Origin of the sequence: Streptomyces sp. NBC_00028, from assembly GCF_045041065.1 — a bacterium.
In the GTDB taxonomy this organism is placed as follows: Bacteria; Actinomycetota; Actinomycetes; order Streptomycetales; family Streptomycetaceae; genus Streptomyces.
On the sequence record NZ_CP108293.1, the window covers coordinates 5,187,164 to 5,206,169 of the forward strand.

Consider the following 19,006-nt stretch of genomic DNA (forward strand, 5'->3'; position numbering starts at 1 on the left):
CTGTCGAAGACGTGACTGTGATCGCGACCGAAAGCCTGAGCAAGCGGTTCCCCCGGGTGACCGCGCTTGACCGGCTCTCCGTGGACGTCGGACCGGGTGTGACCGGACTCGTCGGAGCCAACGGAGCCGGCAAGTCCACACTGATCAAGATCCTGCTGGGTCTGTCCCCCGCCACCGAGGGCCGCGCCGAGGTGCTCGGCCTCGATGTCGCCACCCAGGGCGGTGCCATCCGCGAGCGCGTGGGCTACATGCCGGAGCACGACTGCCTGCCGCCCGACGTCTCGGCCACCGAGTTCGTCGTCCACATGGCGCGCATGTCCGGCCTGCCCCCGACCGCCGCCCGCGAGCGCACTGCCGACACCCTGCGCCACGTCGGGCTGTACGAGGAGCGCTACCGCCCCATCGGCGGCTACTCGACCGGCATGAAGCAGCGCGTGAAGCTCGCCCAGGCCCTCGTCCACGACCCTCAGCTGGTCTTCCTGGACGAGCCGACCAACGGCCTCGACCCGGTCGGCCGCGACGACATGCTCGCCCTCATCCGGCGCATCCACACCGACTTCGGCATCTCGGTCCTGGTCACCTCGCACCTCCTGGGCGAACTGGAACGCACCTGCGACCACGTGGTCGTCGTCGACGGCGGCAAGCTCCTGCGCTCCAGCTCCACCACCGACTTCACCCAGACCACCACCACCCTCGCGATCGAGGTCACCGACACCGACGAGCACCCGGACGGCACCCGCGCGGTGCGCGAGGCGCTCCACGCGCGCGGGGTGAGCGTCGAGGCCGGCAGCGGCCTGCCCGGCGCCGGCCACGTCCTGCTGCTCACCGCACAGGGCGAGGAGACCTACGACGTCGTACGGGACGTCGTCGCCGACCTCGGCCTCGGCCTGGTCCGCATGGAGCAGCGCCGCCACCACATCTCGGAGGTCTTCCAGGACGACCAGGAGACCGCGGAACAGCAGCGGAAGGAGGCCGTCGGCCATGGCAGCTGAACACCCGGTCACCGCCCCCGCGGGCGACCAGACCCGCATCCACAACATCGGCTACCGCGCCTACGACGGCCCCCGGCTCGGCCGCTCCTACGCGACCCGCTCGCTCTACTCGCAGTCCCTGCGCGGCGCCTACGGCCTCGGCCGCTCGGTCAAGTCCAAGGTGCTGCCGATGCTGCTGTTCGCCGTGATGTGCGTGCCCGCGGCCATCATGGTGGCCGTCGCGGTCGCCACCAAGGCCAACGACCTGCCCGTCGACTACACGCGCTACGCGATCATCATGCAGTCCGTGATCTGCCTGTACGTCGCCTCGCAGGCACCCCAGTCCGTCTCCCGCGACCTGCGCTTCAAGACCGTCCCGCTGTACTTCTCGCGGCCCATCGAGACCGCCGACTACGTCCGCGCGAAGTACGCGGCCCTGGCCTCGGCCATGTTCATCCTGACCGCGGCTCCCCTGCTCGTCCTGTACGTGGGCGCGCTGCTGGCCAAGCTGGACTTCACCGACCAGACCAAGGGATTCGCGCAGGGACTCGTCTCCGTGGCACTGCTCTCGCTGCTGTTCGCCGGCATCGGCCTGGTCATCGCCGCGGTCACCCCGCGACGCGGCTTCGGCATCGCGGCCGTCATCGCCGTCTTCACCATCTCCTACGGCGCCGTCACCACCCTCCAGGCCATCGCCGACGCCCAGGGCAGCACGTCCGCCATCCCGTGGATGGGCCTCTTCTCGCCGGTCACCCTCATCGACGGCGTCCAGACCGCCTTCCTCGGCGCGACCCCCTCGCTGCCGGGCGGCCACGGCCCCTCGAACGGCCAGGGCGTGGTCTACGTCCTCGTCACCCTCGGTCTGATCGCCGCGAGCTACGGCCTGATGATGCGCCGCTACAAGAAGGTGGGACTGTGACCACGCTCTCCATCGACCACGTCTCACGCTGGTTCGGCAACGTGGTCGCCGTCAACGACGTCACCATGACGATCGGCCCCGGCGTCACCGGCCTCCTCGGCCCGAACGGCGCAGGGAAGTCCACCCTGATCAACATGATGGGCGGCTTCCTCGCCCCCTCCACCGGCACGGTCACCCTCGACGGGCAGCCGAGCTGGCGCAACGAGGCCATCTACAAACACATCGGCATCGTCCCCGAGCGCGAGGCGATGTACGACTTCCTCACCGGCCGCGAATTCGTCGTCGCCAACGCCGAGTTGCACGGCCTGGGCGCCAAGGCCGCCCAGAAGGCGCTCGCGACGGTCGAGATGGAGTACGCGCAGGACCGCAAGATCCAGACCTACTCCAAGGGCATGCGCCAGCGCGTGAAGATGGCGTCCGCCCTGGTCCACGACCCCTCGCTGCTCCTCCTCGACGAGCCCTTCAACGGCATGGACCCGCGCCAGCGCATGCAGCTCATGGACCTGCTGCGCCGCATGGGCGACGAGGGCCGCACGGTCCTGTTCTCCTCCCACATCCTCGAAGAGGTCGAGCAACTCGCCTGGCACATCGAGGTCGTGGTCGCGGGGAGGCACGCGGCCAGCGGTGACTTCCGCAAGATCCGCCGCCTGATGACCGACCGCCCGCACCGCTACCTGGTGCGCTCCAGCGACGACCGCGCCCTCGCGGCCGCGCTGATCGCCGACCCGTCCACGTCCGGCATCGAAGTCGACCTGGCCGAGGGCGCGTTGCGCATCCAGGCCGTCGACTTCGGCCGCTTCACCGCCCTGTTGCCGAAGGTCGCCCGCGACCACGGCATCCGGCTGCTGACGGTCTCGCCGTCCGACGAGTCCCTCGAGTCCGTGTTCTCTTACCTGGTCGCGGCGTAGGAGGCCGAAGATGTACGACCCCACAGTCGCCCGACTCACCTACCGGGCCCTGCTCGGCCGTCGCCGGGCCCTCATCCTGGGCGCCCTGCCCCTGCTGCTGATCGTGATCTCCGTGATCGTGCGCGCCCTGGTCGGCGCCGACGACCAGACCGCGTCCGACCTGCTCGGCGGTCTCGCGCTGGCCACGATGGTGCCGATCATCGGCGTCATCGCCGGTACCGGCGCGATCGGCCCGGAGATCGACGACGGCTCGGTGGTGTACCTGCTGTCCAAGCCGATCAAGCGGCCCACGATCATCTTCACCAAGCTCATCGTCGCGATCGCGGTCACCATGGTCTTCTCGGCCCTGCCGACCCTGATCGCGGGCCTCATCCTCAACGGCAACGGCCAGCAGATCGCCGTGGCCTACACGGTCGCCGCGCTGGTCTCCTCCATCGCCTACGCCGCGCTCTTCCTGCTGCTGGGCACGGTGTCCCGGCACGCGGTCGTCTTCGGCCTCGTCTACGCCCTCGTCTGGGAGGCCCTGTTCGGCTCCCTGGTCTCCGGGGCGCGCACCCTCAGCGTCCAGCAGTGGTCGCTCGCCGTCGCTCACAAGGTCGCCGGCGGGGACCTGGTCACCTCGGACGTGAGCCTGCCGACGGCGACGGTGCTGCTGGTCGTGGTGACGGTGGCGGCGACCTGGTACGCCGGGCAGAAGCTGCGCACGTTGAAGCTGGCGGGCGAGGAGTAGACGCCGCGCTTATTGACTGGGGCTTCACGTCTGCCCAGGCAAACTGGGCAGACGGGGATGTACGACTAGGAGGAACGGGGATGGCGGACGCGTACGACGACCGACAGGCACGCTCCGGGGACGACACCTGGAACGACCTCGTCCTGGACGAGGACTTCATACGTTCCGCGGAGACCTCCGAGCCGTCCGCCCGCGCCCGTATGCTCGCCGCCCGCTGGCGCGACGAGGCCCCCGAACCGCAGCCCTGGCGCTCCGACGAGCCGCCGGCGGGCTGGTTCTTCAGCAGAGCCCGCCGCAGGTGGTGGCGCAAGTAGGGGAACAGCCGGCCGATTAATTCGGTGGCGCCCAACTCGGCGTACAGGCACGATGGTTGTGTCCAAGCGGCCGGGACCGACCGGCGCCACTGACCGGGGAGGTGTTCGGCGATGTCCATGCACGGCAGTCCGTCGAGCACCCTTCAGGGCAGTCCGCGGAGGACTCCGGTGTAGTTACCCCACCGTCGAGTCCACCGCACCGGAACTGCCCGGGGCGGCCGCTTCGAGCACGCGATGTCGCTCTCGCGTGGGCCGCCCACCCGGAGGATTGGCCGAGAGGCAAGGCACCGGCTTGCTAAGCCGAGGTCGGGGGAAACTCCGCGCACGTTCGATCCGTGCATCCTCCGCAAGACGCAACTAAGTTCAGGCGCCATGGCGGAACCCATCCACTACATCGACCGCTCGGACATCCGAGAGGGCAGACTCGCCGAGGTCAGGGCCGGCATGCGCGAGCTGGCCGACTTCATCGAGGCCCGCGAACCGCAGCTCATCGCCTACCGCTTCTACATCGACGAGTCCGAGTCCACGATGACGACGATCGCGGTCCACCCCGACCCGGCCTCGCTGGAACTCCACATGGAACTCGGCGGCCCCAAGCTCCGCGCCTTCCGCGAGCTCATCCGCATGAACTCCATCGACGTCTACGGCCGACCGAGCCCGGCAGCGGCGGAGCAGCTCCGCCGCAAGGCAGAGATGCTAGGCGGCGGTACGGTCACCTTCCACACCCTGCAAGCAGGCTTCAGCCGCTTCACCGACGCTTCCTAGAGCCCGTCCTAGCGCCCCTCAGCCGAGCAACCGCTCCAGCACCACGGCGATCCCGTCCTCCTCGTTGGAGGACGTCACCTCGTCGGCCACCGCCTTCAGCTCCTCATGGGCGTTGGCCATGGCCACGCCCCGAGCCGCCCAGCCGAACATGGGGATGTCGTTGGGCATGTCACCGAAGGCGATCGTGTCCGCGGCCTTCAGACCGAGCCGGCGTGCCGCCAGCGACAGTCCCGTCGCCTTCGACAGCCCCAGCGGCAGCAGTTCCACGATGCCCGCGCCCGCCATGGCGACGTTCACGAACCCGCCCGCCGCCTGCCGCGAGGCCTCCGCCAGCTCGTCGTCCGACAGCTCCGGATGCTGTATGTAGATCTTGTTCAGCGGCGCGGTCCACAGATCGGCCGAGTCCGTGAAGGGAGTGGCGGGCAGATCGCCGGTGAGCGCGTAGCCCTGCCCCACCAGCACCTCCCCGTCCAACCCGTCCCGGCTGGCGGCCAGATACAGCGGACCGACCTCCGCCTCGATCTTCGCGAGCGCCACCCCGGCCAGCTGCCGGTCCAGCGTCACGGACGTCAGCAGCCGGTGCGCGCCGGCGTCGTACACCTGCGCGCCCTGCCCGCACACCGCGAGGCCCTCGTAGCCGAGGTCGTCGAGGATGTGCCGGGTCCACGGGACCGCGCGGCCGGTCACCACGATGTGCGCGGCACCGGCCGCCGTGGCCGCGGCGAGCGCGGCACGGGTGCGGTCCGAGACCGACTCGTCGGAGCGCAGGAGCGTCCCGTCGAGGTCGGTCGCGATCAGCCGGTACGGAAATCCCCCGGCCGGGGTCGAAGGCGCGTCGCTCACTTGGCGATCGGCTCCAGGACCTCACGGCCGCCCAGGTACGGGCGCAGCACCGCGGGGACGTGGACGGAGCCGTCGGCCTGCTGGTGGTTCTCCAGGATCGCCACGATCGTGCGCGGTACGGCGCACAGCGTGCCGTTGAGGGTCGCCAGCGGCTGCACCTTCTTGCCGTCGCGCATGCGGACGGAGAGGCGGCGGGCCTGGAAGCTGTCGCAGTTGGACGCCGAGGTCAGCTCGCGGTACTTGCCCTGGGTCGGGATCCACGCCTCGCAGTCGTACTTGCGGGAGGCGGAGGCGCCCAGGTCGCCGGAGGCGACGTCGATGACCTGGAACGGCAGCTCCAGGCCGGTCAGCCACTGCTTCTCCCAGTCCAGGAGCCGCTTGTGCTCGTTCTCGGCGTCCTCGGGGGCGACGTACGAGAACATCTCGACCTTGTCGAACTGGTGCACGCGGAAGATGCCACGCGTGTCCTTGCCGTAGGTGCCGGCCTCGCGGCGGAAGCACGGCGAGAAGCCGGCGTAGCGCATCGGCAGCTGGTCGGCGTCGAGGATCTCGTCCATGTGGTACGCGGCGAGCGGGACCTCGGAGGTGCCGACCAGGTAGTAGTCGTCCTTCTCCAGGTGGTACACGTTCTCCGCGGCCTGGCCGAGGAAGCCGGTGCCCTCCATGGCGCGCGGGCGGACCAGCGCGGGGGTGAGCATCGGGACGAAGCCGGCCTCGGTGGCCTGGGCGATCGCCGCGTTGACGAGCGCGAGCTCCAGGAGGGCGCCGACGCCGGTCAGGTAGTAGAAGCGCGAGCCGGAGACCTTCGCGCCGCGCTCGACGTCGATGGCGCCCAGCGCCTCGCCGAGCTCCAGGTGGTCCTTGGGCTCGAAGCCCTCGGCGCCGAAGTCGCGGATGGTGCCGTGCGTCTCCAGGACGACGAAGTCCTCCTCGCCGCCGACGGGCACGTCGGGGTGGACGAGGTTGCCGAGCTGGAGGGCGAGGCGCTTGGTCTCGTCGTCGGCTTCGTTCTGCGCGGCCTCGGCGGCCTTGACGTCGGCCTTGAGCTGCTCCGCCTTCTGGAGCAGCTCGGCCCGCTCCTCCGGAGTGGCCTTGGGGATGAGCTTGCCGAGCGACTTCTGCTCGGAACGCAGCTCGTCGAAGCGGACGCCGGACGACCTGCGCCGCTCGTCGGCGGACAGGAGAGCGTCGACGAGCGCGACGTCCTCTCCACGGGCGCGCTGGGACGCGCGCACTCGGTCGGGGTCCTCACGAAGCAGGCGAAGGTCAATCACGCGCTCAAGGCTACCGGTGCCGGATGTGAGCCCACGACTCACTATTCCGAACTACGCCTTACGTACCGTTATGGGGGAATTGCCCTGTGTGTTCACCCGTGTCAATAAAAGGTGTCTCACTCCCTGGAACGAAGCAGGTTCCGGGTGCCTGGTTGACTGGACTCCCTTGCGGAGAACGGGATTTGAGGGCGGCTCCGGCCGGGCTCTGTCCACAGGAATCCACACCCCGAATGAGTTATCCACAGGCTGTGCGAAAGATCTGTGGACTTCGGAATTGATCATTCCGATCCGGGGGTGCCGGGCGAAGAATTCCCGTTCCAAACCGTCTTCACGCCCACTTTCGAGTGGAAATGGGTCGCTCCAAAGGATTGATCGATGGAAACGGGTGGACGAAGGGTGACCTGTGGGGCTGTGGACGAAGTTGGGCGCTGTAGGCCGATTTGTCGACTAGGTAGGGGTTCCGTGTCGACTTGTCCCCAGGTCGAGAAGGCAGCCTGTGGATAACGCCTGTGGATAACGAAAATATGCAGGTAAGAGCGGCTGGAAACCTGCGGGAAACCTGCGAGTCGCCTGCGGGACGCCGGTCAGAAACGCCCGTCCTGGCAGCGCGCCACCCAGTCCGACGCCGCCACGAACTCGTCGTCCGAGGTTCCGCGCAGCGGTCGGCGCACCTCGCCCTCGGAGGCGTCCGCACGTGGGTACGAACCGAGGAACCGGACCTCCAGGCAGATCCGCTTGAGCCCCATGAGGGCCTCGGCGACCCTGCGGTCCGAGATGTGGCCCTCGGCGTCGATGCAGAAGCAGTAGTTGCCGATGCCGGCGCCGGTGGGCCGGGACTGGAGCAGCATCAGGTTGATGCCACGGGTGGCGAACTCGCCGAGCAGGTCGCGCAGGCCGCCGGGGTGGTCGTCGCGCTGCCACAGCACGACGGAGGTCTTGTCGGCGCCGGTCGGTGCGGCGGGCCGGGCGGGCCTGCCGACCAGTACGAAGCGCGTCTGGGCGTTCTCGGCGTCGTGGATGCCGGTCTCCAGGGCCTCCAGGCCGTACAGGGCCGCGGCGAACTCACCGGCGAAGGCGGCGTCGTACTGGCCCTGCTGAACCAGCCGGGCGGCGTCCGCGTTGGAGGCGGCGGACTCCCAGTGGGCGTCCGGGAGGTTCTTCTTCAGCCAGTTGCGGACCTGCGGCTGGGCCGCGGGGTGCGCGGAGACGGTCTTGATCTCCGAGAGCTTGGTGCCGGGACGCACCAGCAGCGCGAAGGTGATCGACAGCAGCACCTCGCGGTAGATCGTCAGGGGTGCGCCCGCGACCAGTTCGTCGAGGGTGGTGGTGATGCCGCCCTCGACGGAGTTCTCGATCGGCACGAACGCCGCCTCGGCCTCCCCGGCCCGCACCGCGTCCAGCGCGGACTGCACGGACACGTACGGGATCAGCTCCCGTGTGGCCGCCTCCGGAAGCCTGCGCAGAGCGGCTTCGGTGAAGGTGCCCTCGGGACCGAGATACGCATAGCTCGCTGGCATGACCTCACCCTAGCCTCAGTGCCGCGGAGCCCCTCATCCCTCCAGCAGCCCCTGCCCCACGTACTCCCCTTCCGCCGCCCCGCCCGGCACCGCGAAGAGCCCGCTGGACTCGTGGCGGATGTACCGGGACAGCGCGTCACCGCGGTCGAGCTTGCGCTGGACGGGGACGAAGCCGCGCAGCGGGTCGGCCTGCCAGCAGACGAAGAGCAGGCCCGCGTCCGGGACACCGTCCGTGCCGATGCCGTCGTGGAAGGACCAGGGGCGGCGGAGCATCGCCGCGCCCCCGTTCTGGTCGGGCCGGGTGATCCGGGAGTGGGCGTTGAGGGGGACCACCAGGTCGCCCTTGGCGTCCGTCTTCTCCAGGTCCATCGCGGTCGTCTCGGAGCCCCCGGTCAGGGGCGCCCCGTTGGCCTTGCGCCGCCCGATGACCTGCTCCTGCGCTTTCACCGTGAGCTGCTCCCAGTCGTCGAGGAGCATGCGGATACGGCGTACGACGGCGTAGGAGCCGTTCGCCATCCACGCGGGGTCTGCTGACGCGGGGACGAAGATCCGGCCATCGAAGTCCGGTTCCGCCGGCTTCGGATTGCGGGTGCCGTCGATCTGGCCCATCAGGTTGCGTGCCGTCATCGGCTGGGCGGTGGCGCCCGGTGAGCGGTTGAAGCCGTTCATCTGCCAGCGGACCTTCGCCGCGGCGCCCGCGTCCTTCTGGATCGCGCGCAGGGCGTGGAAGGCGACCAGGGCGTCGTCGGCGCCGATCTGTACCCACAGGTCGCCGTTGCTGCGCGCCCGGTCGAGCTGGTCGGAGGAGAAGGCGGGCAGCGGGTCGAGGGCGACCGGCCGCTGCTTCTCCAGCCCCGTCCGGGCGAAGAAGCTGTGCCCGAAGCCGAAGGTGATCGTCAGCGCGGACGGGCCGGCGTCACGGGCGACATCCGTGTCGCCGGACGCCGTCGCCTCGCCCGCCATCAGCCGCCGGGCCGTCTGCGACCAGCGGCGCAGCAGGGCCGCCGCGCCCTTGCGGCCCGCGTCGGCCGCCAGGTCGAAGGCGACGAGGTGCCCGCGGGCCTGGAGGCCCTGGAGGATGCCGGGCTGATGTTTCCCGTGAAACATCGCCTCCTCGGCGCCGAGCGAGGTGAGCGGGGTGGCCTCGGCGGGCCGGGCGGTGTACCCCACGGCTCCGCCGGCGGCGCCGAGCACGAGCCCGGTGGCACCGGCGGAGCCCAGCAGTCGGCGTCGCGAAAGGCCCTCCTTGGGGAGGGCGTTTTCCGCAACGCCGTCATTAACTGCCCTCTCGGCGGTCCGGGCCTCCGGGATGGACTGGTCAGCCATGGTGGTTCAGCCGATCTGCGCGTTCTTGGAGACGGTGGTCTGGTCGATGTCGGAGGTCCGCACGGTGACGGCGACCTTCCAGTCGCCCGCCATGGGGAGCTGCACCCCGCTGGCGGTCCAGTGGCCGGTGGTGATGCGGTCGGGGGTGACGGGCAGCGGTCCGATGTTCTTGGCCTCGAGGGTGAAGGACACCTTCACCTCGGGCACGTCGAAGGCACGCCCGTTGGGGCGCTCCACATAGACGTGCATCTCGTTGGCGCCGACCCGCGCGGGGTTGAGGTCGACCCGGACGATGCCCTTGCCGTCCTCGCCGCCGGTGTCGAAGGGGATGTCCAACGTGACCGCGGAGGACGTGTCCCCAGAAGGGGACGAGGAAGCGGACGAGGACGTGGCGGCCTTGGCCTCTTCCTCGGTGCGTCCGGGTTCGGTCTGGGTCAGCACGGTGGTGACGGCGAGCAGGACGACGGCGACGCCCGCCTCGGCGAGTACCGAGCGGCGCAGTCCGAACCGGTCGGGGTCGGCGTCCCGCTGCCGCTTGCGCCGGGCGGTGTCGACGGCGGCCTGCTGCCGGGCGAGCTGGGCGGCCCGCCCGGAGTCGGCGCCGGCCGCCCCCGCGCTGACGTGCGCCTTCTCCCGTACGACAGCCTCGTCCGCGTCGGCCTCGTCCGCGTCGGCCTCGTCCGCTGGCGACACATCCTTCGCGATCACGACCGCCGCCGTGTCCCCCAGGCGTGCCGTCCAGCGCCGTGAGATCCACGCGATGCCGACGAGCAGGGCGACGAGCCCGATCTTGACGAGCAGCAACTGGCCGTAGGTGGTGTCGGTGAAGGCGGACCAGGAGCCGAGCTGCCTCCACGACTGGTAGACGCCGGTCGCGACGAGGGTGACGACGGAGGTGAAGGCGAGGGTGGAGAAGCGGCGTACGGCGGAGCGCTCGATGGGGGTGTCCGCGCGGTACAGCGCCACGAGGAGGGCGCACAGCCCGCCTAGCCAGGCGGCGACGGCGAGCAGGTGGAGCACGTCGACGGGCATCGCGATGCCCGTCTGGAGGCCCGTGGAGGCGTGCTCGGCCATGGCCCAGCTCGCGGCGAGTCCGGCGGCGACCACGGTGCCGCCGATCGCGAGCCCGAAGGTCAGGTCGCGCTTCTCCTCGTCCTCGCGTTTGTCGTAGGCCCCGAAGAGCACGGCGATGAACAGCGCGGCCGCGCTGAGCAGCAGCAGTCGGGAGACGAGCGCGGCGCCGGTCTTGGTCTGTAGGACCTGGCCGAGCAGGCTCAGGTCGAAGACGTCGCCGAAGGTGCCGGAGCCGGTGTAGGAGCCGCGCAGGAGCAGCAGCAGAAGGGTGGCGGCGGCGAGCGCGAGCCATCCGGAGACGACGAGCCGCTGCACGGCCCGTACTCCGGAGCCGCGCTGCCAGCAGGCGAGGACGAAGGCGGCGCCGCCGACCATGACGATGAAGCCGGCGTAGGAGACGTAGCGGCCGAAGCCGTAGAGCCAGCCGACGACTCCGCCGCCGGCGGTCTGGTCGGAGACCGAGACGCTGGTCTGGGAGGGGGCGCCGATGGAGAAGGTGTAGGCGCCGGCGACGGGGTGGCTGTCCTCGGAGACGACCTGGTAGGTGACGGTGTACGTGCCGTCGGGCAGGCCGCTGTGCAGGGAGACGGCGTAGGTGGTGCCGCTGACGTTGGCCGGCTTGCCCTCGTCGACGCGCTTGCCCTTGGGGTCGAGGACCCGCAGCGAGCCGTCGGACATGGCGACCTTCTCGGAGAAGGTGAGCGAGACCTGGTCGGGGGCCTTGGCGACCACCGTCCCCTGTTGGGGGTCGCTGCCGGTCAGCGCGGCGTGCGCGGAGGCCGGTCCGGCGCCGGCGAGGAGCAGTCCGGTGGCCGCGAGGAGCAGCAGTACGAGGACCCGCACGCGGGGGGCGATGGTCTGCGTCAAGGTGGTGCCTCCCTCAGTGCCCGGTCTTGGGGGTGTACGTCGCGGACTTCACCGGCATCTCGACGGTGACCGGGTCGGAGTCGGCGAAGTGGAGTTCGACGGAGACGGTCTGGCCCTGCTTGGGCTGGTGCTTCAGCTTCTCGAACATGAGATGGGTGCCGCCGCTTTTGAACACGAGTTGACCGTGGGCGGGTACGTCGAGGCGGTCGGCCTGCCGCATGGCGGAGTCGACGGTCTCGTGCATGGTGACCTCGCCGAGGTCGCTGGTCACGGACGTCAGTTCGGCCTTCGTACCGCCCTTGTTGGTGACGGTGAGGAAGCCGGCGGCCATCGTGTCGGAGACCGGCTGCGGCATGTAGGCGCCGGCGACGGACAGTTCGGCCTCGCCGTCGTCGGAGGAACCGCAGCCGGTGAGCAGCAGGATCCCGGTCAGGCCGGCGCCGAGCAGGGCGGTGCGCCTCACGGGGTCTGTCCCTTGACGAGCTTGGGGAGGTCCTTGATGTAGTCGTCGACGGTGGCGTCCTCGGTGTAGAGGACGTATCCGCCGTCGGTCTTCGGGGAGAAGGCGACGACCTGGGTGCCGTGGGTCGAGACGATCTTGCCGTTCTTGTCCTTGTGCGGTGCCTCGATGGTGATGCCGAGGGTGCGGGCGCCGGCCTGGATGGTGGCGAAGTCGCCGGTGAGGCCGACGACCTGGGAGTCGATGCCCTTGAGCCACTTGCCGAGGGCCTTCGGGGTGTCCCGGTCGGGGTCGGTGGTGACGAAGACGATCCGCAGTGCGTCCTGCTGGGCCTTGGGCAACTTGCTCTTGGCGACGGCGATGTTGCTCATGGTCGTGGGGCAGACGTCGGGGCAGTTGGTGTAGCCGAAGTAGATCAGCGTGGGGCGGCCCTCGGTCTGCTCGCGGAGGTCGTACTTCTTGCCGTTCGTGTCCGTGAGGACGAGGTCCGGCTTCTCGAACGGCTTGTCGAGGACGATGGCGGCCTTGGTGTTGGCCGAGTCCTCGGAGACCACGGAGACGGGTGAGCCGGTGTCGTCACCGCTGCCGCAGGCGGTCAGGGTCAGGGAGGCGGCGGCGAGCAGCGCGGCCGCGGCGAACGTCTTCTTGCGCATAGAGAAATGTCCCAGATGTGAGTGCTCCGGCGTGCACCGGGGGCGGTACGGGCGGCCGTGCTACCCCCGGTGCGACGCGCGGACGGTCGGACTCAGGCGTCGGTGCCCGGGGTGGTGCGGCGGCGGCCGGCGAGCACGCCGTAGGCGACCCCGAGAGCGCCGACGACGATGCCGACGACGCCGAGGACGCGGGCGGTGGTGTCACTGCTGTCGGCGGGGGCAGCGGTCTCGGCGGCGGTGTTCTCGGCCGACTTGGAGTCGTCGGAGGTCTTCTCGGCGTCCGTCGAGCCGTGCGCGTGGCCGTCCTCGGTGGCCTCGGAGAGCGTCAGCACGGGCGCCGGGTTCTCCGGCTCCTCCTGGCCGTCCTGCTGGACCTCGATCCAGCGGACGACCTCCTTGTTGGAGTACGTCTGGATCGCCTTGAAGGTCAGTTCGTCGGCGTCCTCGGGGAGGGCGCCGACGGAGACCGGGAACTTCTGGAAGAAGCCCGGCTGGATGCCCTTGCCGGTGGCGGTCCAGGTGATCTTGGAGACGGCCTGGTCGATCTTCTCGCCGTGCATCTCGATGGGCTTGTCGAGCGTGGCCTTGGTGACCTTGACGTCCCAGCCGTCGATCGGCTCCGGCATCGCGGAGGCGAGCGGGTGGTCGGTCGGGAAGGTGACCTCGAGCTTGGTGGTCGAGGCCTTGTCGCGCTCGTTCGGCACCTTGAAGTCGACGACCGCGTAGCCGCCCTTGGCCGCGGCGCCCTCGGGCTGCACGCTGACGTGGGCGAACGCGGGGGAGGACAGGACGACGACGGCCGAGGCGGTGAGGGCGCCGACGGCGGCGACACGAGAGGTCTTCATGAAAAGGGGCACTCCACTTCGAGAGGTGATTCCGGTGATGAAGAGGGGTACGCGCGCGTGGAGGTGCCGACGGAGTCGGACACGGGCACGCGTACGTGGGCCGCACGACGGCGGCCTCCCCTTCCCGGGAAGTGGCGCGCGTCGTGTCAGGCGGCGAGGACGAGAGCGTCTGCGGCCGGGGGGCCGCGCCTGATCACCGTGTGCTGGAGTGCGGTGGTACGGGGTGTGGGCGGCGCGAGCAGCGCGGTGCGCGGCAGCGCCGGGCCGGTCAGCGGTGCGCCGGGCAGGCCGGCCCGCAGGGCGCGCACGAGGGCGAGCGCCCCGCGCAGGGACCGTACGAGTGCTCCCTCGGCGACCCCGTGCGCCGACAGTTCGGCCAGCCGCAGCAGGGCCAGGTCGCCGTGGCGCAGCAGCCAGCCGGCGGCCAGGGCCGCGAGGACGTGCCCGAGCAGCATCGGCAGGGACGGCAGCAGCGAGACGGAGGTACCGCCCGAGGTGGCGCCCCCGGACATGTCCATGTGCGTGTGCGTGCCCGGGTAGAGGCGCGCCTCGGTCAGGATGCGGGCCGCCTGGGCGGGGCTGATCGCCGCCATGGTGGTCCCGCAGACCAGCCGCGCGGCCTGCTCCACGAGTGAGGCGTCGGACATGGAGGGCATGGGGGACATGGAGGACGCAGGGGCCGTGGTGGTGTGCTGGCCCAGTCCGAACAGCGCGTGCAGTACGACCTGTCCGGTCGTGAGCAGCGCCGCGATGCCCGGCAGCGACCGCACGCGTCCGGCGAGCGGTGCCACGACCGCGACCACCCCGAGGAAGCCCGCGCCCAGGGTCCACAGCGGAACCGTGGCGCAGGAGGCGAGCGTGTGCCCGCCCGCGGCCAGCACGACGCAGACCGCGGCGAACACCGCGGCCCGCAGGACCCGGAGTCCGGTTCCGGTGCGCGCCGTAGGGGGGTGGGGGGCAGTCATGGCGGGCTCATCATCGCACTGGCCTTACCGTGGCCATACGGCAGGTCCACAAGATGACGTACGGGGCCTACGACCGGAAGATCACGTTCTGTGGCGAACCGGCCCCACATACCCCATTCAACGCCCCCTACGCATCCCCCATATGGGCGGCGTCACGTCAACAGTGTGCTTACACCCGGGCACGGGCGGCAATAGGTAACGGTATGTCGAGCCGCGGCCGGGAGGCTGGAGCATGAGCATCTGGTGGTCACTCCATCTGCGGCGCGAGGCTGCGAGCGTTCCGCTCGCCCGGCGGCTGCTGCTCGGCACCATGGAGACCGCGGGCGTCGACCCCGACATCTCCTACGACCTCTCCGTCGCCCTCAGCGAGGCCTGTGCGAACGCCGTCGAGCACGGCGGGGACACCGGGCACGGCGGCACCTCGGAGGCGTATCGCGTCACGGCCTATCTGGACGGCGAGAAGTGCCGGATCGAGGTCGCCGACTCCGGCCCCGGCTTCACCCGGCCCTCCCCGGCGCTGCGCCGCGCGCCCAGCGAGGCAGAGAACGGCCGAGGGCTGTGTCTGATCCAGGAACTCGCCGACCACGTCCACATCGGCAACAAGCCCGGCCGGGGCGGCGCGGTGGTGAGCTTCGACAAGATCCTCAAGTGGAAGAAGGACGCTCCGCTCATGGCGGTCTAGGGCCGCCCGCCGGCGGTGTCCGCGCGATCCAACTGCCGTTGTCAGTGCCTCTGGTTAGGGTCGCGGCATGGAGATCGAGCCCGAAGTGCTCCCCGGCGGTGTGGTCATGCGGCTCGCCGCGCCCGGCGACGCCGCCGCGCTGTGCGCCGCCTACGTCGACAACCGCGAGCACCTCCAGCCGTGGGAGCCGCGCCGCCCCGAGGACTTCTTCACGGTCGGCGACCAGCGGATACGCCTGGAGGCCAGGCTCCGGGAGTTCGCGGAGGGCCGGCTCGTGCCGTGGCACCTGGAGGCCGACGGGCGGATCGTGGGGGCGATCACGCTGACCGGGATCGTCCTGGGCCCCTTCCGCAGCGCCTATCTCGGCTACTGGATCGCCGCCGACCAGCAGGGCAGGGGGCTGGCGACGGCCGCGGTGGAGCGGGTGTGCGCGGTCGCCCGGGAGACGGTCGGGCTGCACCGGATCGAGGCCACCACGCTCGTGGACAACGCGGGTTCGCAGCGGGTGCTGGCGAAGTGCGGCTTCGAGCGGATCGGCCTGGCGCCGCGCTATCTGGCCATCGACGGCGAGTGGCGGGACCACCGGATGTTCCAGAGGATCCTGCACGACGACGATCCCCGGATGTGACAAAAGCCGCGTAAGCGCCGGTGAACGCAGGGAACTTCAGCTTCCTCAGCATTCACAGGCAGCTCTCAGCGTCCTCCGATCCCGCTGACGGACACCGTCCCTAACTTCCTGATCATGACGGGAAACCACAAGGACAAGACGATCACCCGGCGGCGCGCCATCGCCGTGACGGGCGGCACGGTCGCCGCGGGCGGTCTGGCCATCGCCGGCTACCAGTCGGCCTTCGCCGACACCGAGAGCACCGCCGACGCGACCGCCACCGCGTCGGCCACCAGCACCAGCAGCGCGTGCATGACGCTCATGACGAGCGTCACCGAAGGCCCGTACTACCTCGACGGCGCCCTGGTGAGGAAGGACATCACCGAGGGCAAGAGCGGCGTCCCGCTCACCCTGCGCCTGACCGTCGTCGACGCCACCGACGGCTGCACCCCGGTCCCCGGCGCGGCCGTGGAGATCTGGCACTGCGACGCCTGGGGCTACTACTCCGGCTACACCACCGCCAACCCCGGTGGCTCGGCCCCCGCCGAGAGCGAGGACGGCTCGACCGCCAACGACGCCACCTACCTGCGCGGTTACCAGATCGCCAACGGCAACGGGGTGGTCAAGTTCGAGACGATCTTTCCGGGCTGGTACACCCCGCGCACCTGCCACATCCACGTCAAGGTCCACACCGGCGGCGAGAAGGAGGACGGCACCTACGAGGGCGGCAAGGTCAACTACACCGGCCAGTTCTTCTTCGACGACGACATCGCCCAGGAGATCTTCACCCTGGAGCCGTACGCGAAGCACTCCGGCAGCTACACCACCCTCGACAACGACATGGTGTACGACGGCGGTGGCGCCTCCAGCGGCCTGCTCACCCTGAAGGCCGTGCACAAGAAGGACCCGTCCAAGGGCTACAAGGGCTTCCTCACCCTCGGCATCGACCCCGACGCCGAGAGCACCGGCGCGGGCAGCGGCGGCGGTGGCGGCGGCACGCCCCCGAGCGGCGCGCCGACCGGCGAACCGCCGTCCGACGCTCCGTCCGAAAGTGCCACTGCCTCGACCTCGGCGTCCTCGTAAGGTACGGCCATGAGCAGCCGCGAGGACGAAGCGCTGGCGCATGCCGCCGTGACCGCGCTGACCGGGCAGCTGGCCCTGGCTCCCAAGCCCGGGTTGCCCGATCCGCGCGACCTGGACGCACGGACCACCCGCCTGGACCACTGCGCCCTGCGCTGGTCGGCGAAGGCGCTCGTACCCGGCCTCGCGGCCATGGCCGCCGCCGCCCGCCGCACCGGCGAGCCGACTCCCGGACTCCGCGGCGAACTCGGCGCGATCGGCCGCTGCACCGAGCACTCGGTGGGCCTCGCGGGCGGCGGTCACCGGGGCGCCCTGTGGGCTCTCGGCCTGCTGGTCGCCGCGGCCGCCCTGAACCCCGGGGGCACGGGCTGGGACGTCGCCGCGACCGCCAAGGGCATCGCCCGGCACCCCGACAAACGGGCCCCGCGGCGCCCGTCGCGCGGCTCGTCGGTGTCGGCGAAGTACGGTGCGGCCGGGGCGCGTGGCGAGGCGCGGGCCGGATTCCCGCACGTACGGCGGGCGTTGGACGCGCTGGCCGCCGCCCGCAAGGCGGGTGCCACGGAGGCGGAGGCCCGCCTGGACGCCCTGCTCACCGTGATGTCCACCCTCCAGGACACCGAACTCCTCTACACCGCCGGTCCACTTGGCCTGCGTCACGTCCAGGCCGGCGCCCGCGGCGTCCTGGAAGCGGGCGGCACGGCCACGGCGGCGGGCGCGACGGCCCTCGCCGCCTTCGACGAGGACCTGCGCACGCGCGCGTGGAGCCCCCGCGGCAGCGCGGGGCTGCTGGCGGGGGCGCTGTTCCTGGACTCGCTTCCGGTACGCGCCGGTTCACCGGCCGCAGCCGCCTGAACGCCGGACAGCCGCCCGGACCCGTTCCGGGCGGCCACCCCTCGCCTCGGCCACCTGTCGGCTGACGAGCAGCGGCTGCCGTCGTTTGACGACCAGCGGCTGCTGTCAGTTGACGAGCACCGGCCGCGGGCCCGCCTCCGGCTGGGTGACGGCGACCCGGCGCCGCGCGGCCGGGCCCATGGCGTACGACGCCACGAGCGTCGCCGCTCCCAGCAGCAGCCATCCGGCCGTGCCCCACCCGAGCAGCAGCGTCGTCAGCACGAGCGGGCCCAGCGTCCGGGCCACCGTCACGCCGGTGCCGAAGAAGCCCTGGTACTCGCCGACCCGGTCGGCCGGCGCCAGCTCGAAGGACAGCTGCCAGGACCCGGCGGACTGCCCCATCTCCGCGACGACTTGAAGCACCGCCCCGGTGACCAGCGCCCCGGCGGCCACCCACGCCGAGCCGCCCGCCGACAGCGCGAACACCGTGCACGCGGCCAGCATCACCCACCCCGCCCGCCGCACCGCGCGCGTGGCCGACGCGAGCCCGGTGACCCCGCGCGCCATGCGCACCTGGAACAGCATCACGGCCCCGGTGTTGAGCACGAACAGCGCGGAGACCAGCCAGGCCGGCGCGTGGGTCCGCTCCGCGATCCACAGCGGCAGCGCGAGGCTGAGCAGCGGCATCCGCAGCAGCAGGACGGTGTTGAGGAGCGTGACGACGACATACCGCCGGTCGCGCAGGACGGCGAGGCCGTGACGTTTCCGCGTACCGGCACGAGGCGCCTGCGAAGACGTCGGCGAAGGCAGCCGCAGCAGCACCCCCGCGCACACCACGAAGCTCAGCACGTCCACCGCGAACACCCCGAGATACGCCGCCCGCGTCCCGGCCTGAAGCGCCAGCCCGCCCAGCCCCGCACCCACCGCCAGACCGGCGTTGAACGCCGACTGCAGATGCGCCAGCAGCCCCGTCCGCTCCCCGGCGGGCACCAGCCCCGCCAACAGCGTCTGCCGGGCCGCCGCCAGCCCCGACTGCGCGGCGGCATAGACGCACGCGGCCAGGACGAACGGCGCGAACCCGTGGACGAACAAAAACGCTGCCACCGCGCCCCCGGCCACCACCGCCAGCAGCACCGCCGTCCCGCGCGCTCCACATCGGTCCGCGAGCCGCCCCAGCGGCACCCCCGCCACCGCGCCGAGGGCCCACGCGAGGGTCAGCCCGAGCCCCACGCGCCCGGGGTCGAGGCCGACGACGTACGTGAAGTAGAGCGCCGACGTCACGAGGAAGGCACCGTCACCGACGGCGTTGGTCAACTGGGCGAGAGCGAGGACGCGTTGCGGCCCCCGGGGCGGGACGAGTGAGTTCGTCATACGA

At 70.9% G+C, this 19,006-nt stretch carries 20 protein-coding genes and 1 tRNA gene; 11 read left to right on the forward strand and 10 right to left on the reverse strand.

Annotated features, from left to right (window positions below):
* Positions 1–17 precede the first annotated feature (17 nt).
* The 7 genes from OG885_RS23295 (at position 18) to OG885_RS23325 (ending at position 4,607) form a co-directional block, all read left to right on the forward strand.
* On the forward strand, positions 18–992 hold the full coding sequence (locus OG885_RS23295) for an ABC transporter ATP-binding protein (RefSeq protein WP_405742832.1): 975 nt from the start codon (positions 18–20) through the stop codon (positions 990–992).
* Positions 982–1,890, forward strand: a complete 909-nt coding sequence (locus tag OG885_RS23300; RefSeq protein ID WP_405734642.1) for an ABC transporter permease subunit — start codon at positions 982–984, stop codon at positions 1,888–1,890. The genes OG885_RS23295 and OG885_RS23300 overlap by 11 nt, the downstream gene beginning before the upstream one ends.
* Positions 1,887–2,798 (forward strand): ABC transporter ATP-binding protein, encoded by a 912-nt coding sequence (locus OG885_RS23305; RefSeq protein WP_405734644.1) that lies wholly within the window; start codon positions 1,887–1,889, stop codon positions 2,796–2,798. Before OG885_RS23300 ends, OG885_RS23305 begins: the two co-directional genes overlap by 4 nt.
* A gap of 10 nt (positions 2,799–2,808) precedes the next feature.
* Entirely contained in the window at positions 2,809–3,528 is a 720-nt protein-coding gene (locus OG885_RS23310) for an ABC transporter permease subunit (protein ID WP_405734646.1), read from the forward strand.
* Between the two features lie 80 nt (positions 3,529–3,608).
* Positions 3,609–3,842 carry a hypothetical protein gene (locus OG885_RS23315; RefSeq protein ID WP_399953480.1) on the forward strand — a complete coding sequence of 78 codons (234 nt, stop codon included), beginning with the start codon at positions 3,609–3,611 and terminating at the stop codon, positions 3,840–3,842.
* Positions 3,843–4,104: 262 nt separating this feature from the next.
* Positions 4,105–4,189, forward strand: a tRNA-Ser gene (locus OG885_RS23320).
* 25 nt (positions 4,190–4,214) lie between these two features.
* Positions 4,215–4,607, forward strand: coding sequence for a hypothetical protein (locus OG885_RS23325; protein ID WP_405734648.1), 393 nt, complete (start codon positions 4,215–4,217; stop codon positions 4,605–4,607).
* 18 nt (positions 4,608–4,625) lie between these two features.
* Here the strand turns inward: OG885_RS23325 and OG885_RS23330 are convergent, their stop codons facing one another.
* The 9 genes from OG885_RS23330 to OG885_RS23370 form a co-directional block, all read right to left on the reverse strand.
* Positions 4,626–5,450 carry an HAD family hydrolase gene (locus tag OG885_RS23330; protein ID WP_405734650.1) on the reverse strand — a complete coding sequence of 275 codons (825 nt, stop codon included), beginning with the start codon at positions 5,448–5,450 and terminating at the stop codon, positions 4,626–4,628.
* The gene (serS, locus tag OG885_RS23335) at positions 5,447–6,724 is read right to left on the reverse strand and encodes a serine--tRNA ligase (protein WP_405734652.1); all 1,278 of its coding nucleotides are present in this window, start codon (positions 6,722–6,724) and stop codon (positions 5,447–5,449) included. Before serS ends, OG885_RS23330 begins: the two co-directional genes overlap by 4 nt.
* A 584-nt stretch (positions 6,725–7,308) precedes the next feature.
* Positions 7,309–8,241: a prephenate dehydratase gene (gene pheA / locus OG885_RS23340; protein ID WP_405734654.1), complete on the reverse strand. Its 933-nt coding sequence runs from the start codon at positions 8,239–8,241 to the stop codon at positions 7,309–7,311.
* A gap of 33 nt (positions 8,242–8,274) precedes the next feature.
* Positions 8,275–9,567: an iron uptake transporter deferrochelatase/peroxidase subunit gene (efeB, locus tag OG885_RS23345; RefSeq protein WP_405734656.1), complete on the reverse strand. Its 1,293-nt coding sequence runs from the start codon at positions 9,565–9,567 to the stop codon at positions 8,275–8,277.
* A 6-nt stretch (positions 9,568–9,573) separates the two neighbouring features.
* A complete protein-coding gene (locus tag OG885_RS23350; protein ID WP_405734658.1) occupies positions 9,574–11,508 on the reverse strand; it encodes a copper resistance CopC/CopD family protein in 1,935 nt (644 codons plus the stop codon).
* Between the two features lie 13 nt (positions 11,509–11,521).
* Complete coding sequence (locus OG885_RS23355) at positions 11,522–11,971, reverse strand: copper chaperone PCu(A)C (protein ID WP_405734660.1); 450 nt, start codon at positions 11,969–11,971, stop codon at positions 11,522–11,524.
* Positions 11,968–12,621 carry an SCO family protein gene (locus OG885_RS23360; RefSeq protein ID WP_405734662.1) on the reverse strand — a complete coding sequence of 218 codons (654 nt, stop codon included), beginning with the start codon at positions 12,619–12,621 and terminating at the stop codon, positions 11,968–11,970. The genes OG885_RS23355 and OG885_RS23360 overlap by 4 nt, the downstream gene beginning before the upstream one ends.
* 92 nt (positions 12,622–12,713) lie before the next feature.
* Positions 12,714–13,466 (reverse strand): YcnI family protein, encoded by a 753-nt coding sequence (locus OG885_RS23365; protein WP_405734664.1) that lies wholly within the window; start codon positions 13,464–13,466, stop codon positions 12,714–12,716.
* Positions 13,467–13,612: 146 nt separating this feature from the next.
* On the reverse strand, positions 13,613–14,431 hold the full coding sequence (locus OG885_RS23370; RefSeq protein WP_405734666.1) for a hypothetical protein: 819 nt from the start codon (positions 14,429–14,431) through the stop codon (positions 13,613–13,615).
* Positions 14,432–14,663: 232 nt separating this feature from the next.
* On the opposite strand from OG885_RS23370, the gene OG885_RS23375 reads away from it, so the two are divergent.
* The 4 genes from OG885_RS23375 (at position 14,664) to OG885_RS23390 (ending at position 17,652) form a co-directional block, all read left to right on the forward strand.
* On the forward strand, positions 14,664–15,113 hold the full coding sequence (locus tag OG885_RS23375; RefSeq protein ID WP_405734668.1) for an ATP-binding protein: 450 nt from the start codon (positions 14,664–14,666) through the stop codon (positions 15,111–15,113).
* Positions 15,114–15,180: 67 nt separating this feature from the next.
* The gene (locus tag OG885_RS23380) at positions 15,181–15,741 is read left to right on the forward strand and encodes a GNAT family N-acetyltransferase (protein WP_405734670.1); all 561 of its coding nucleotides are present in this window, start codon (positions 15,181–15,183) and stop codon (positions 15,739–15,741) included.
* 114 nt (positions 15,742–15,855) lie between these two features.
* Positions 15,856–16,803 carry an intradiol ring-cleavage dioxygenase gene (locus OG885_RS23385; RefSeq protein WP_405734672.1) on the forward strand — a complete coding sequence of 316 codons (948 nt, stop codon included), beginning with the start codon at positions 15,856–15,858 and terminating at the stop codon, positions 16,801–16,803.
* Between the two features lie 9 nt (positions 16,804–16,812).
* Positions 16,813–17,652, forward strand: coding sequence for a triphosphoribosyl-dephospho-CoA synthase (locus OG885_RS23390; RefSeq protein WP_405734674.1), 840 nt, complete (start codon positions 16,813–16,815; stop codon positions 17,650–17,652).
* A gap of 105 nt (positions 17,653–17,757) precedes the next feature.
* On the opposite strand, the gene OG885_RS23395 is transcribed toward OG885_RS23390, so the two are convergent.
* The gene (locus OG885_RS23395) at positions 17,758–19,002 is read right to left on the reverse strand and encodes an MFS transporter (protein WP_405734676.1); all 1,245 of its coding nucleotides are present in this window, start codon (positions 19,000–19,002) and stop codon (positions 17,758–17,760) included.
* Positions 19,003–19,006 lie beyond the last annotated feature (4 nt).